We start from the raw sequence: 13,588 nt of genomic DNA on the forward strand, positions 1-13,588 counted from the left end.
AACCAGAATGTCAAGCGGCGATCCCGCCTATGTGGATCGCGCGGGCGGAGGATCAGAAATGGACGCCGTGCATATCGTTGCCGCGAAGCGGACACCCATCGGCAAGCTGAACGGCGCGTTTTCCGATCTTTCGGCAGCAGAGCTGGGAGCGCAGCTGATCCAGGCGATGCTTGCCGATGCCCTGCTTGCGCCCGATGCCGTCAGCGAGGTGATCATGGGTCAGGTGCTGACCGGCGGCGCCGGACAGAACCCGGCCAGGCAGGCTGCCCTCAAGGCCGGCCTGCCGGTCAGCGTCCCAGCCATGACCGTCAACAAGGTCTGCGGCGCCGGCCAGAAGTCGATCCATCTCGCCGCCCAGGCCATTCGCTGCGGCGACGCCGATTGCGTGATCGCCGGCGGGCAGGATTCGATGACCTCGGCGCCGCATTTCATTCACGGCGCCCGCGCCGGCATCCGCATGGGCGACCGGACCGTCAAGGATTCCATGATCACCGACGGGCTGTGGGACGCCTTCCATCAGGTGCATATGGGCGTGACCGCCGAAGCGCTGGCGCAGCGCTACCAGATCACCCGCGAGGAACAGGACCGTTTCGCGCTGCGCTCGCAGGAGAAGGCCGACGCCGCCATCCGGGCAGGCAGATTCGACGACGAGATCGTCCCCGTGTCGATCAAGACAAGGCAAGGCGATGTCGTCATCGAGCGTGACGAGCATCCCAATCCCTCGACCACGATCGAAGGCCTCGGCCGGCTGAGACCGGTCTTCGATGCAGCGGGAACGATCACCGCCGGCAACTCGTCGGGCCTCAACGACGGCGCCGCGGCGGTGCTGGTGATGTCGGAAGCGCGGGTGAAGCAACTCGGCATGACGCCCCTCGCCCGCATCGCGTCCTATGCTTCCGCCGGTGTCGAACCGATGGATATGGGGCTCGGTCCCGTCGCTGCTTCACGCCTGGCGCTCGAGAAGGCGGGATGGCAGACCCGCGATCTCGACGTGATGGAGATCAACGAAGCTTTCGCCGCGCAGGCCATCGCGGTCAACCGCGAGATGGGCTGGAACGAGGACATCATCAACATGAGCGGCGGCGCCATCGCGCTCGGACATCCGCTGGCCGGTTCCGGCTGCCGCATCGTGGTGACGCTGCTGCACGAGATGATCCGCCGCGACGCGCGAAAAGGATTGGCCTCGCTCTGCATCGGCGGCGGCCAGGGCGTCGCGATCTGCCTGGAGCGGTGAGCGCGGGCGATCGCCCGGTGACCGGCCGCGCGTCAATCGCGCGATAAGGACAGTCCCGCGAGAAGCGGAGCGTACGCGGCCAGCCTGCGGGATACGAACTCAGTGAAGAGCCGCACGCGCTCCGTCTTGCGCGTCTCCCCCTGTGTGAGAAGCCAGAGCGTTCCGTACATATGCAGGTCGGTGCCCGGCACCCTCGCCAGCAGGGGGTCGGCATCGCCGACGAAGCACGGCAGTGTCGTCATCCCGAGCCCTTGCCGTACCGCAGCGATCTGCGCCTCGCCGTCCGTGGTCCTGAACGGAACCCCCGTGGTGCGAACCTCACCCTCGCCGGCCCAGTCCGGAACTCCATGAATGCTTATGACGATCCAGCGGATGGGATCAGGTGCGCCCGCACGCCACGCCGCCAGTCGATCGCGGGACATGTAGACACCTCCGAAGATCTCCGGTCCCTTCAGGCCGTGAAGATTGAGCGGCAGGGTTTTGCGGTCGTAGACGACGCGGATCGCGACGTCGGCCTCCCGGTTGGTCAGGTTCGCCAGCTCGCCGGACGACAAGATTTCCATCTCGATGTCCGGATGCAGACGCGCGAAATCGGCGAAGTCCGGCATGAGCAGATGTGTCGCCAGGGGCGGCGCCAGCGTTACCCGCAGGAGACCGCGCACGCTCTGGTCGCGCCCGAAGACGCGCGTCTCCAGCAGGTGCGACGACGCTTCCATCTGGTGCGCGAGCTCGACGACTTCCTCGCCGGCGGCCGTCAGGCGGTAGCCCGAAGGCAGCTTCTCGAACATGTGCGCCCCGAGGCGTTCCTCGAGCTGGGCCACGCGTCGCAGCACGGTCGAGTGGTTCACGCCGAGGCGCGCGGCGGCGGCGCGGACCGAGCCTTCGCGCGCGACGGCAAGAAAATAGCGAACGTCATCCCAGTCGATCATGGTGCAATCCGGCACCGCTGGGGTGCGCCTTCCAAAGCCATATCTAACACATCGGACCGAGGTAAGAGCAATCATCATAGCCCATATCGACCAGCGCGGCCCAATTCCGAACGCCGGACGCCGATCGTCGCGGCTGTGTCAATCGTCCGGCCGGATCGATTTCGCACCACCGATGTGCGCGCTTCCGCACTCAACGCCTGACCGCAGTGAACCTACTTCGAGGCTCTCGGGGACTTCCCCGAACGATCAACGACAGAGCCTAAAAGGAACGGTCATGGGAAAGCTTGAAGGTAAGGTTGCAGTCATCACGGGTGGATCGAGCGGCATGGCGCTGGCGAGCGCCAAGCGGTTTGTCGAAGAAGGCGCCTATGTCTTCATCACCGGCCGGAGGGAGGAGGCGCTCGACGAGGCCGTCAAGCTAATTGGCCGGAACGTGACCGGCGTGCGCGGCGACGCGGCCAATCTCGATGACCTCGACCGCCTGTTCGACACGGTCAAGCGGGAAAAGGGCAAGATCGACGTCCTGTACGCCAGCGCCGGCACGGGCGCAGCCGTCCCGCTGGGCGAGATTACCGAGCAGTATTTCGATGCGACCTTCGGCCTGAATACGCGCGGCACGCTGTTCACGGTGCAAAAGGCGTTGCCGCTGCTCAACGATGGCGGATCGATCTTCATGACCGGATCGGTGGCTTCGGTGAAGGGTTTTCCTGGTTACAGCGTGTATGCGGCAAGCAAGGCGGCGTTGCAGGCATTCGCACGCGGCTGGCTCAACGAGTTGAAGGGCAGGAATATCCGGGTGAACGTGCTGCACCCCGGGCCGATCGCCACACCGATGCAGGACCAAGTTCTCACCGAGGAGGCGAAGCGGATGTTCGAATCCCTGATCCCGCGGGGAAAGATGGGGCTTCCTGAGGAAATTGCGGCGGCCGCGGTGTTTCTTGCTTCCGACGATTCCAGCTTCGTGAACGGGGTGGAACTGTCTGTCGACGGCGGCTTCTCGGCCATCTGAAAGATGCGGGATTCAACATCAACACGGATCGGAGAATTATCATGAGCTATGCGATTGTAGGATTCGGCAAGGTAGGCCAGGCCCTCGCCCACGCCTTTGCCCGTAGGAACATCAACGTGGTCGTTGCGAGCCGCCGGCCTCCCGAGGCGCTGGCGCCGCAGGCCCGGGCGATTGGACCCACGGTCGTCGCCACGTCGCTGCGGGAAGCACTCGAGGCTGACACAATCCTCTTGGCGGTCCCGTTCGAGCAGCATCGCGAGGTTGCGAAGGCCTTGCCGAGCTGGAAAGGCAAGACGGTCATCGACGCGATGAACGCGTTGCTTCCCCCTGAGGAGCTGGACGGTCTCCCGTCCTCCGCCTTCGTCGCGAAGGCGTTCACCGGCGCCAAGTTCGTGAAAGGCTTCAATCACCTGATTGCGGCCACCCTGGCTGCCGATCCGATCGTCGAGGGTGGGCACCGGGTCGTCTTTCTGTCGAGCGACGACGAGCACGCGATCGCTCCCGTGGCGGATTTGGCCAGACAACTCGGGTTCGCACCCGTCATACTGGGAAAGCTCGACGAGGGTGGCGCGCTGGTGCACGCACGCGACCGCATTTGGGGCCGGCTCATCTTCCAGGACTTGTTCAAGAAGGAGCAGTAACCGATCCACGCTCCCGTCGCTCCCACTCGATCGTTCAAGGAGCATATGACGTTCCTTGGCGCCCTCCCGCGCCAGGGCGATGTCGTCCAATCCGTCGGGAAGCAGCAGATAGACATAATATCCGTTTCCCGATTCCACGAAGATGCTATGACCCGCTTGGCGGAGTTTGGTTTCAACCCGATCCGACGCGGTTTCGATGTGCTGCCCCAGCCGCTTCAGATGTCGGTCGTAGTGGCCGTCAACCAGCAGGCGGTGGAGCAACCGCTCCACATGGCCGGAGCTGTTGACAGTGGTGAGCATTTTCAGTTCCGCCAGCGCGGCAACCCGGTCAAAGCGTGCCGCAATGAAGCCGGATCTCAGACTTGCCGACAGCGTCTTGGAAAAGGTGCCGATCGAAATAACGTTGTTCAGTTGGTCGAGCGTCGCCAACCGATTGCTCGACGCAATCGGCAGGTCGACAAACGGATCATCTTCGACCACGACCAGACTATGCCTGTCAGCCGCGGTCAAAATGGCGTGCGCGACCGCGGGCGTGGTCGAACTGCCAGTCGGATTGTGACCGAGCGATTGCGTGAAAAAAGCTTGGGCCGCTCCGATGCAAGCTTCGCCACCAAGTCCTCGACGCTGGGACCCTCGGGCGCGCGCGTTACGCCCAGCATCCTGACCTGAGCCAGCGTCAGCTTGGCAAAGAGCGGGTAGTAACCTGGTTCGTCGACCAGCACGGTATCGCCCGGCGACAGCATGGCGCGGATTACCAGGTCGAGTGCGTGGTTCGCACCGAAGGTCAAAAGAATGTTGTCTTCGCCGGTCCGGATGTGCTGGTCCGCGAGCCGGCGCGCAAGCTGCTGCCTGAGTGGCAGGAAGCCAAGCGCGGAGCCGTAAGCCTCGGCGTCGGCGGTACGGCCATGGGCGCCAAGATGGCGGCGGATTTCGGATTGTTCCGTCCATGACGGCGGCGGCCGCCCATCGCCGACGCGGATCTGAAAGCTCTGCTCCAACTGGGCCGCGAGAAGCGAGGCGGCGTCGACTGCCTCGGCGACGTGTCTGGGTCGCGAGGAGCCGGCCGCTTCCCCGGCGGATGCCACGACAAAAACCCGAACCCGGCTTTTGCCATGAGAGCGCCCGCCGCCACCAGCCGATCATAAGCCTCGACGATGGTGTTCTTGGAGACGCCGAATTCCTCCGCAGCCTTGCGGATCGACAGGAGGCGATGGCCGGAAGGCAGCGTTCCACTGCTGATTTCCGCCTGCAGTCTGCGGACGACGCCATCGACCAAGGTCGCGGGCCGCGCGCTCCGTCCGTCTCCGGCCGTCATCTGGCCTCCTTTGGGTACAGTTTCAGACAATTTCCAAAAATTGTACCTTTGCACCAGGGTACCGAGGCGGCCATCTTCAAATCAAGAGGGAAAAATTTCGGGAGGAGTTCCTTTGACTGGTTTGCAGCAGGGCGCCGCGGCTCCGGCGATCAATTCGCGCCTGGAGGGCCTGCGCAATCTCTCTCCCGCCGAGCGACTGGACCGGGTGGTGCAGGCGGCATCGCTCAGCAACGACGAGCGGCAGGTTTTCGGGCGCGGCGGTCTTCCGCTCACGCTGGCCAACTGCATGATCGAGAACGTCATCGGCACGTTCGAGCTGCCGATCGGCATAGCAACGAATTTCACCCTGAAGGAGCGATCCCGCCATCCGCGGCGCGTGCGGTCTCAGAACGATTGCTGGAGATCGGCTGCGGAGAAATCGCCGTGGCCGATACGATCGGCCGTGCCACTCCCGAGCGGATAGACATGATGCTGACGCAGGTGATCGAGGCCGTTCCCGTCGGTCGGCTGGCCTGCCATTTCCACGATACGTCCGGCCAGGCGTTGGCGAATGTCGACGTGGCGCTGAAGCTTGGCATGCGCAGCTTCGACAGCGCCGTCGGTGGTCTTGGCGGATGCCCTTATGCGCCAGGGGCGGCCGGCAATCTGGCCACGGAACGGTTGGTGCAGCACCTGCGACACACAGGATTTGTGACAAGCGTCGATCCTGCAAAGCTGCGTGCCGCCGTGGCGCACACCCTTTCCTTTGCGCGCCAATGCTGACCTTGTTTCCAACATAGAGCGGCTCCACAAACGATCAGCGGCTGTTTCTCCAGGCAATAGCTGCCTTTAATCCTTGCTCGGCCCGGATGCGGTTGAATTCCAACCTTTCGGCACCGCCGGCGGTTTCAATGAACACATCGGTTTCGACCCCGGCAAGGAGAGCGTTACGCATGCCGCGCATATCGAAGCTGCGGTTGATTGCGCGCTTCGTCAGTTCGACGGACAACGGCGCCGCGGCGACGATTTCCCGCGCCTTTTCGAAGGCTCTCGAGACATGTTGGCCCTCAAGAACCGTCTCCGTCACGAGACCGATCTCGGCGGCCCGTTCCGCAGTGATCTTATCGTTACCCGTCAGCAGCATATCCTTGGAATGCTTCGGGCCGATCATCCACGGCAGCACCATGGCGACGATCCCTGACCCGAAGCGCACCTCGGGCTCGCCAAAGACGGCATCACGTGAGGCAATCGCGATATCGCATGCCACCGCCAGTTCTAGCCCGCCGCCGATGCAATGACCGTGGATGGCCGAGATGGTCGGCTTCGGGCAATCCCAGAACTGCATGACGAAATCGAAATCAGCCTCCAGCACGCGCCGCCACTCGGCGACGCTGCGATTGCCTGCCGCGGCCGACTCCTTCAGATCGAAGCCGGCGGAAAACGAACGGCCTTCGCCCGAAAGCACGAAGCAGCGAATCGACGGCTCCTTTTGCAGGCCGCTCAAGACCTCCGTCACCTCGCGCATCAGCACGGAGTTGATGGCATTCAGAACACGCGGGCGGTTGAGCACGATATGCGCGATCCCCTCGTCGCTCACGTCGACGCGGATAGTTTCATACTCATCGGACATCGTGACGGGCCTTCCTGTGGCGCAATGTGAGGCAGTCGACGGCGACGGCCTCGTTCGGGCCGGCCATAATCGGATTTATCTCGATTTCGACGATCCGTTCCTTCGCTCCGACCGCCATCGCGCTGAAACGGGATACCAGCGTACATAGCGCACCCATGTCGACGGGCCCCCTGCCCCGCGCGCCGGTCAGCAAGGCATGTCCGCGCAACCCCTCCAGCGCCCGCCGCGCCTCGGCGACGCCGAAAGGAGGAATGAGGGTCGCGACGTCGCGCAGCACTTCGGCGAAGACCCCGCCCAGACCCAGCGTCACGATCGGACCGAAATCCGGATCCGTGGTCATCCCGAGGATCAATTCGACGCCTGATGCCATGGTTTGCGCCAGGATCGGCGCTGCGGGATGGCGACTGTGCAGTGCCTGGTAAGCAGCAAGCGCCTCATCGGCGCCTTTGAGGTTGAGCACCACTCCGCCGAGATCGGACTTGTGCGGAATGGCGGCGTCATCGATCTTGAGCGCGATCGGCCATCCGTGCTTGCCGGCAAAGGCGGCGATGTCCTGCGGCGAGTGGATATCGGCGAAAGGCGTTACGGGGATGCCGGCCAGTTCCAGCAGCCTGAAGCCATCGGCGCTGCGCAGACTGTCGAGGGGTGCTGCGTCGACAATCGCCGCCGCATCGGCTGACAAGGGTATGGCAACGACGTCTTCCGAACCATGGCGGCCGAACCGGTAGGATTGCAGATGCCGCAAGGCCGCAAGGCCGCTGCCGGTCCCCATGAGGACCGCGATCCCTCTTTCCCGAAGGTCCTCGGCGATGACCGGCGATAGGGTCGTGGCGATATTGCCCATCACGGCGACGGGCTTGTCCGTCCGCGCGTGCACCTTGCGGATCGCCGCGGCCGACAGTTCGGAAAAATTCCGGTCCGGCGGCAGGTTCGTCGCCATCACCACGATGCCGACATCGGGATCTTTCGCCATCTCGCTCAGCACCGGCGCCATGACGTCGGCTCCGTCGCCCCAGTAATCCAGTGGGTTGGAGGCTTCCATGCCGGGGTCGAGATACGCCTCGACCGCCGCGCGGGTCGCAGGCGCCAGCGGCGCGAAGGACAGGCCGACATCGGCGGCGAGATCGGAAATCAATTGCCGTTCGCCGCCGGAATCGGTGCCGAGCGCAACGCCGGGTGCCATCATCGGACGCGTCAGCTCCAACAATTCCACCGTGTCCAGCAGTTCATCGAGCGTGCGCACCTGAATCACGCGGTAACGTGCGAAAGCCGCCTCATAGGCTTCGTTCGAACCGGAAAGCGCTCCTGAATGCGAGATCGCGAAATGGCGTCCCGCCTCGCTGCGACCGAGCTTCAGCGCGACGATGGGCACGCCCTTGGCCTCGGCAAGCCTGGCGGCGGCGAGGAAGCCCTCGGGATCGCGGACGGTTTCCAGAACGCAGGCTATCACCCGCGCATCGGTCTCCTCCAGCAGGAAGCGGATATAGTCCGCCACGGTCGTCACCAACTCCTGGCCGGCCGAGATCGCGTAGTCGAAGCCCATCTGCCGCCGGTTCCCGACGAGACCCGACCAGGTCGATCCCGAATGGGATATCAGCGCCACCCCGGACGGCGCGGGCAAGGAACGAAACGGCATGCCGGTGACCTGCAGGCGGTCCACCAGATTGACGAAGCCCATGCAGTTGGCGCCGCACACAGCCATCCCTGCTTTTACCGCAACATCGGCGATAGCCTTGCCGCGCGTGCGACCGTCGGGTGTCTGCCCGTAGGCGCGGCTGAAGAGCACGGCGCCTCCCACGCCTGCCTCGGCGACGGAAGCGAAGCTGTCTACGAGCAGGGCATCGCCGACGGCGAGCGCGGCGCAATCGACGCCGCCCGGTATCGACGCCACATCGGGATAGCAGGGCTGGTCGTCGATCTGGTCGTAGCGCGGATTGACCAGATAGACCTGTCCGGGGAACCCGAGATAGCGGATCGACTGCAGCAGATTCGCTCCAAAGCTTTCGGGCTTGGGGCTGGCGCCCACGATCGCCAGCGTTTGCGGCCGCAGCAACTTCGAAACCGTCATCGGGCACCTGTGGGTAAGGAGCCGGTATTCGTTGCGACCTGGGCGAGAAAGGCACGCGTTGACGCGACGCCGTCATAGATCGCCTCCTCGGCGCTGCGGGCGATCGTGCAGTCGCCAATGGTGACGAACGGCACGTCCGTGCCCCCAAGCTCACGCTCAAGCGCGGTGTCGGGCGCATTGCCCGAAGCGAGCACGACCGTATCGACTCCTTCCACAACGATCGGCTGGCCACTTGCTCCGTGCAGGAAATAGGCGGTATCGCCATCGACGCCGAAAAGCCTGGCATAGGGGATGACCTCGATCCCTGCCTCATGCAGTTTCCCGGCCCAGTGATCGCGCACATATTGCTGCAGGTTTTGCCCGGCGCAAATGCCGTTCACCGCCAGGCGCACATGGTGCCCCTTGCGGTTGAGCTGCATGGCGAGGCCGATGCCGATCCAGTCGCAGCGCCAGTCGGCCACGACGACGCGCGCGCCCGGCAGCACTTTCCCCGCCAGCACGTCGACCGCCTCGACGACATGCGCGGCTTCCTGTCCCTCCACCTCGCTTCCGACCGGGGCCGAGCCCGTCGCGACGATGACGCCATCGGGCGCGACGGTCTCGACGAAACCCCGGGTGACGCGGCTGTTCAACCGTACCTCGACCTGACGCAGCGCCAGTTCCGTCGCCAGATTGGTGACCAAGCCGCCGAATTCGAAACGATCCGGCAGAAGCTGCGCCAGCAGCGCCTGTCCGCCGAGCCGCGGCGATGCTTCCGACAGGATCACCTTATGCCCCATCTCGGCGGCGGTTACCGCGGCCTTCATCCCCGCGGGACCACCACCGGCCACCAGCACCTTCAACGATCGGCCGGCGGTCGGCGCCGCTGCCGGAAGACGCAGTTCCCGGCCGGACGAAGGATTCTGGATGCAGGAAATCGAGTAGCCGGCGTGGAAATGGCCAATGCAGGCCTGGTTGCAGCCGATGCAGGCGCGGATTTCGTCCGAACGTCCCTCGCGCGCCTTGCGCGGCATATCGGGGTCGACGATCAGCGCCCGCGTCATGCCGCACATATCAGCTTCGCCAGCCGCCAGGACACCTTCCGCGATTTGCGGCTGGTTGATACGGCCGGCGACGAAAACCGGAACCGAGACGGCGGCCCGGATCGTCGCCGCCTTGGCCGCCACATAGGCTGGCGGAATCTCCATGGGCGGCACGACATGGATCGAACCGCCCAGGCTCGCCATCGTACCCAGCGTCGTGTTGATGTAGTCGACCAGGCCCTCCTCGGAAAGCTGGCGGCAAATGGCGAGGACGGCTTCCTGGTCCAGCCCGCCCTCATCGGCTTCGTCGACCGAAATGCGAAGGCCCACCACCACGTCCTCGCCCACGGCGCGGCGCACGCCGATCAGGCTTTCGCGCAAGGGGCGGAGCCGGTTCTCGGCGGAACCGCCATACATGTCCTCGCGACGGTTCACGCCCGGATTGAGAAACTGAGCAAACAGCAGGCCGTGGCTCGCCATGAGTTCGACGCCGTCATAGCCGGCTTCCGCGTAACGCCGCGCGGCTTGCGCGGCCGAGGCGATTATTTCGGCCACCATCTCGGCGGGCATCTCGCGCGGAACCACGTGGAAGCGGTTTTCCGGCGTCGACGAGGGCGCGAAGACTACGCCGCGCATCCCGTTCATCATGCGCCGTGTAACCCTGCCGGAATGCGACAATTGCCCGAACAGCTTGGCGCCATGCCGGTGCACGGCGCTCGCCAGCCGAGCGTAATGCGGGATCGCGTCGTCGCTCAGAAGCGCTAGGTCCGGTGCCTCGCCGAGCGTCGAGGCATGAAAGCGCGCCGCCTCGTTGATGATAAGCCCGACACCACCCTTCGCCCGCGCCTCGTGATAGGCGACCATGTCGTCGCCGGGCAGATTTCCTCGCGCCAGATAGGTCTGGTGGCCAGTCGAGAGGATGCGATTGCGGATGTCGTGCCCGCGGATCTCGAGCGATGAAAAGAGATGAGGATAGGCGCAAGACATGAAGGGCCCTTTTGGCGGGACCGGTTTGCCCTGCCCAAATCTGAAATCAGACTACCATTCGCACATTGCTTGCCCAGGGCAGAAATTGTAGGCACACTATAACTTGAAGTCATGCCTCAGGAACCGCTGCCGTCATGCCGCTGCGCGCCAGATTGCCCTCGCCCGGAGCGCTTTTCATGTTCGAGGCGGCGGCGCGGCACCAGAACTTCACGCTTGCGGCGCGCGAATTCAACGTGACGCAGCCCGCGATCAGCCGGATGATCTCGCGGCTGGAGCAGCACCTGGGCACCAAGCTGTTTCTGCGCCGCTCGACGGGACTTGAGCTGACCGAGGAAGGACGCGTGCTGCAGCGCGCGGTACGGCAGGGCTTCGACCGCATCGAGGAAGCTGTCTGCGACATACAGGCCGGCGCCAACGCCGGCGATGTCGTGACGCTGTCGGTCACCTCCGCTTTCGCCATTCATTGGTTGATGCCGCACTTCGACAAGTTCCGCCAAGACGTGCCGGGAGTACAGATCCGTCTCGATCTCATCCATGGCGAACCTTATGGTTCGCTCGGGGCCGCCGACATCGGCGTTCGCTACGCATTCCCCGAGGGCGACGAGATCGAGTCCTGGCCGCTGGTGGAGGAAGTCGTCATTCCGGTCTGCAGTCCCGGCTATTTGCATACGCATGGGCCGATCGACGGCCTGCGAGGATTAAAGGGCCACATCCTGGCCAGCCTGATTGGCAAGATGCGTATCCCCTGGCCGACCTTCCTGGCCGCGGTTGGCCTTGGTCATTTCCGCGAGGCGACGGAGTTGGCGTTTTCCGACTACGCGCTGGTCATCCAAGGCGCAATAAAGGGACAGGCCATCGCGCTTGGCTGGTGGCACGTGGTTGCGGGAGAGGTCCTCTCCGGCGGCCTCGTGCCGGCCGGTCGCACCCCGCTCCGCACAGGCGCTTTCTATCATCTCGTCGCCCGCCGTTCGGCGGCCAGGCGGCCTGAGGTGCAGAAGGTGCGTGATTGGCTGCGCGCCGAGTTCATGGCCATCGAGGACCAGCGCGTTCAACGCAATCTGTTCGCGCCACGCGAGGCGGTCAAGCCGCCCGCAGGTTGAGGATTTCGCGCACCAGCCCATCGGGCTGCGCGCCGACACGCACCGGTTCCAACGCTGGCCGTCCACGCATCATGTCGGACGCCTTCTCCGCGATCATGATCACCGTCGCGTTGAGGTTGGCGCCCACGACATGCGGCATCACCGAAGCATCGACGACGCGCAGACCATCGATGCCGCGCACCTTCAACTGCGGGTCGACGACGGCGTCCTCGCCCACTCCCATCTTGCAGGTGCAGGAGGGATGAAACTCCGTGTTGACGGAGGCGCGCAGCGCGTCGTCGATTTCGGCATCCGATCGTGCCGAAACGCCCGGGGCGACCTCCAGCGTTCCCAACCGCTTCAAAGGTGCCTGCATGGCGATCTCGCGCGTCACCTTCACGCCTTCGCGCATCTCCACGATATCGCGGGGATGCGAGAAGAACCGGAAATCGATCCGTGGCGCGTGCTTCGGCGAGGCGCTTTGCAGCGTCAGACGCCCGGTGCTGCGCTGGCGCAATTGCGACAGGTGCAGGGCGAAGCCATGCGACAGGCCGAAGCTGCCATCGGGCCTGGAATCGATCTTCATCGGCGCCACGTGATAATGCACCGTCGGCAGGTCCGAATCCGCCATCGCCCGGGCAAAGCCGCCGATTTCCCAGATATTGGAGGCGGCAGGGCCGGATTGCCGTATCATCCATTCGAGGCCGACCCGCAATTTGCCGTAAGGCGATCCCATCCAGGCATGCGACACCGGTTCCGTGCAGCGGAAGGACATGCCGAGATCAAGGTGGTCCTGCAGATTGGCCCCCACATATGGCTGATCGATCAGTGGCTTGATGCCGAGGCTGCGCAGATGGTCCGCGGGGCCGATCCCCGACAGCATCAAAAGCTGGGGCGAGTTGATCGAGCCGCCGCACAGGACGACCTCGCGCCGCGCCTGCAGGGTGTGGACTTCGCCGCCATGGGAGTATTCCACGCCCGTCGCGCGCTGGCCTTCGATGATGACGCGATGCACCAATGCGCCCGTTGCCACGACGAGGTTCCTGCGCGTGGCCGCCGGACGCAGATAGGCGACCGCCGCGCTGCAACGTCTGCCCCCGACCTTGGTGCTGTCGAGCCGGCCGATCCCCACCGCGTCCGGGCCGTTCAGGTCCTCCACCAGCCTGTGTCCCGCGGTGGCCGAGGCCTCCTCGAACGCGTCGAAGATCGGCGACTGCAGGCGCCCCCGCTGCACATGCAACGGCCCATCGCCTCCACGATAAAGCGAGGCGCCCCGATCCGACGTCTCGGACCGGCGGAAATAGGCCAGGCAATGACCGAAGCTCCACTCGGTCAACCCTTGCGCCGCCCATGCGTCGTAGTCGGCCGGATGGCCGCGCAGATAGACCATGGAATTGATCGATGACGAGCCGCCCAGCGTGCGCCCGCGCGGCACCGGAATGCGCCGTCCGCCGAGCTCCGGCTGCGGCTCGGACTCGTAGTTCCAGTTGAAACGCGGATCGTGGTAGACCTTGTAGACCCCGGCCGGTATCGACATCATCAGCGAACGGTCGCGGCCGCCGGCCTCGAGCAACAACACCTGACAGTCGGGATCTTCCGTCAGCCGCGCGGCCAGAACGCATCCGGCTGATCCCGCGCCGACGATGATGTAGTCGAATTCCCGTTCCTTCACGACCATCCCGCAGGCCCCCATTT

12 protein-coding genes and 2 pseudogenes are annotated in these 13,588 nt (G+C 64.6%); 6 read left to right on the forward strand and 8 right to left on the reverse strand.

Annotated features, from left to right (window positions below):
* Positions 1-58 precede the first annotated feature (58 nt).
* Positions 59-1,234, forward strand: a complete 1,176-nt coding sequence (locus tag LB572_RS30035; RefSeq protein WP_224670294.1) for an acetyl-CoA C-acetyltransferase — start codon at positions 59-61, stop codon at positions 1,232-1,234.
* Positions 1,235-1,266: 32 nt separating this feature from the next.
* Here LB572_RS30035 and LB572_RS30040 read toward each other — a convergent pair whose 3' ends face one another.
* Complete coding sequence (locus LB572_RS30040; protein ID WP_224670295.1) at positions 1,267-2,163, reverse strand: LysR family transcriptional regulator; 897 nt, start codon at positions 2,161-2,163, stop codon at positions 1,267-1,269.
* A 274-nt stretch (positions 2,164-2,437) separates the two neighbouring features.
* Between LB572_RS30040 and LB572_RS30045 the strand changes: the two genes are divergently transcribed.
* Positions 2,438-3,172 (forward strand): SDR family NAD(P)-dependent oxidoreductase, encoded by a 735-nt coding sequence (locus tag LB572_RS30045; protein ID WP_224670296.1) that lies wholly within the window; start codon positions 2,438-2,440, stop codon positions 3,170-3,172.
* Between the two features lie 41 nt (positions 3,173-3,213).
* Positions 3,214-3,813 (forward strand): NADPH-dependent F420 reductase, encoded by a 600-nt coding sequence (locus LB572_RS30050; RefSeq protein WP_140802628.1) that lies wholly within the window; start codon positions 3,214-3,216, stop codon positions 3,811-3,813.
* Between the two features lie 126 nt (positions 3,814-3,939).
* Here the strand turns inward: LB572_RS30050 and LB572_RS34525 are convergent.
* The 3 genes and pseudogenes from LB572_RS34525 to LB572_RS34535 all read right to left on the reverse strand — a co-directional run.
* Positions 3,940-4,323, reverse strand: a pseudogene (locus LB572_RS34525) (aminotransferase class I/II-fold pyridoxal phosphate-dependent enzyme); the annotation flags it as partial.
* A complete protein-coding gene (locus LB572_RS34530; RefSeq protein WP_281408514.1) occupies positions 4,320-4,898 on the reverse strand; it encodes an aminotransferase class I/II-fold pyridoxal phosphate-dependent enzyme in 579 nt (192 codons plus the stop codon). The gene LB572_RS34530 and the pseudogene LB572_RS34525, both read right to left, overlap by 4 nt.
* 65 nt (positions 4,899-4,963) lie before the next feature.
* Positions 4,964-5,128 (reverse strand): annotated as a pseudogene (locus LB572_RS34535) (helix-turn-helix domain-containing protein); the annotation flags it as partial.
* Positions 5,129-5,249: 121 nt separating this feature from the next.
* Between LB572_RS34535 and LB572_RS30065 the strand changes: the two are divergent.
* Complete coding sequence (locus LB572_RS30065; RefSeq protein WP_224670298.1) at positions 5,250-5,591, forward strand: hypothetical protein; 342 nt, start codon at positions 5,250-5,252, stop codon at positions 5,589-5,591.
* Complete coding sequence (locus tag LB572_RS30070; RefSeq protein WP_263498455.1) at positions 5,522-5,890, forward strand: hypothetical protein; 369 nt, start codon at positions 5,522-5,524, stop codon at positions 5,888-5,890. The genes LB572_RS30065 and LB572_RS30070 overlap by 70 nt, the downstream gene beginning before the upstream one ends.
* Positions 5,891-5,924: 34 nt before the next feature.
* Here the strand turns inward: LB572_RS30070 and LB572_RS30075 are convergent, their stop codons facing one another.
* Genes LB572_RS30075 through LB572_RS30085 form a run of 3 tightly spaced genes read right to left on the reverse strand, consistent with a single transcriptional unit; the run spans position 5,925 to position 10,814 of the window.
* On the reverse strand, positions 5,925-6,737 hold the full coding sequence (locus tag LB572_RS30075; RefSeq protein ID WP_224670299.1) for an enoyl-CoA hydratase/isomerase family protein: 813 nt from the start codon (positions 6,735-6,737) through the stop codon (positions 5,925-5,927).
* Positions 6,727-8,805 carry an acetate--CoA ligase family protein gene (locus LB572_RS30080; protein ID WP_224670300.1) on the reverse strand — a complete coding sequence of 693 codons (2,079 nt, stop codon included), beginning with the start codon at positions 8,803-8,805 and terminating at the stop codon, positions 6,727-6,729. Before LB572_RS30080 ends, LB572_RS30075 begins: the two co-directional genes overlap by 11 nt.
* Positions 8,802-10,814 (reverse strand): FAD-dependent oxidoreductase, encoded by a 2,013-nt coding sequence (locus LB572_RS30085; protein WP_140802633.1) that lies wholly within the window; start codon positions 10,812-10,814, stop codon positions 8,802-8,804. Before LB572_RS30085 ends, LB572_RS30080 begins: the two co-directional genes overlap by 4 nt.
* 134 nt (positions 10,815-10,948) lie before the next feature.
* Between LB572_RS30085 and LB572_RS30090 the strand changes: the two genes are divergently transcribed.
* Positions 10,949-11,914: a LysR substrate-binding domain-containing protein gene (locus tag LB572_RS30090; protein ID WP_224670301.1), complete on the forward strand. Its 966-nt coding sequence runs from the start codon at positions 10,949-10,951 to the stop codon at positions 11,912-11,914.
* Here LB572_RS30090 and LB572_RS30095 read toward each other — a convergent pair.
* Positions 11,895-13,571: a GMC family oxidoreductase gene (locus tag LB572_RS30095; RefSeq protein ID WP_224670302.1), complete on the reverse strand. Its 1,677-nt coding sequence runs from the start codon at positions 13,569-13,571 to the stop codon at positions 11,895-11,897. The genes LB572_RS30090 and LB572_RS30095 overlap by 20 nt on opposite strands.
* Positions 13,572-13,588 lie beyond the last annotated feature (17 nt).

Origin of the sequence: Mesorhizobium sp. BH1-1-5 (genome assembly GCF_020165615.1) — a bacterium.
In the GTDB taxonomy this organism is placed as follows: domain Bacteria; phylum Pseudomonadota; class Alphaproteobacteria; order Rhizobiales; family Rhizobiaceae; genus Mesorhizobium.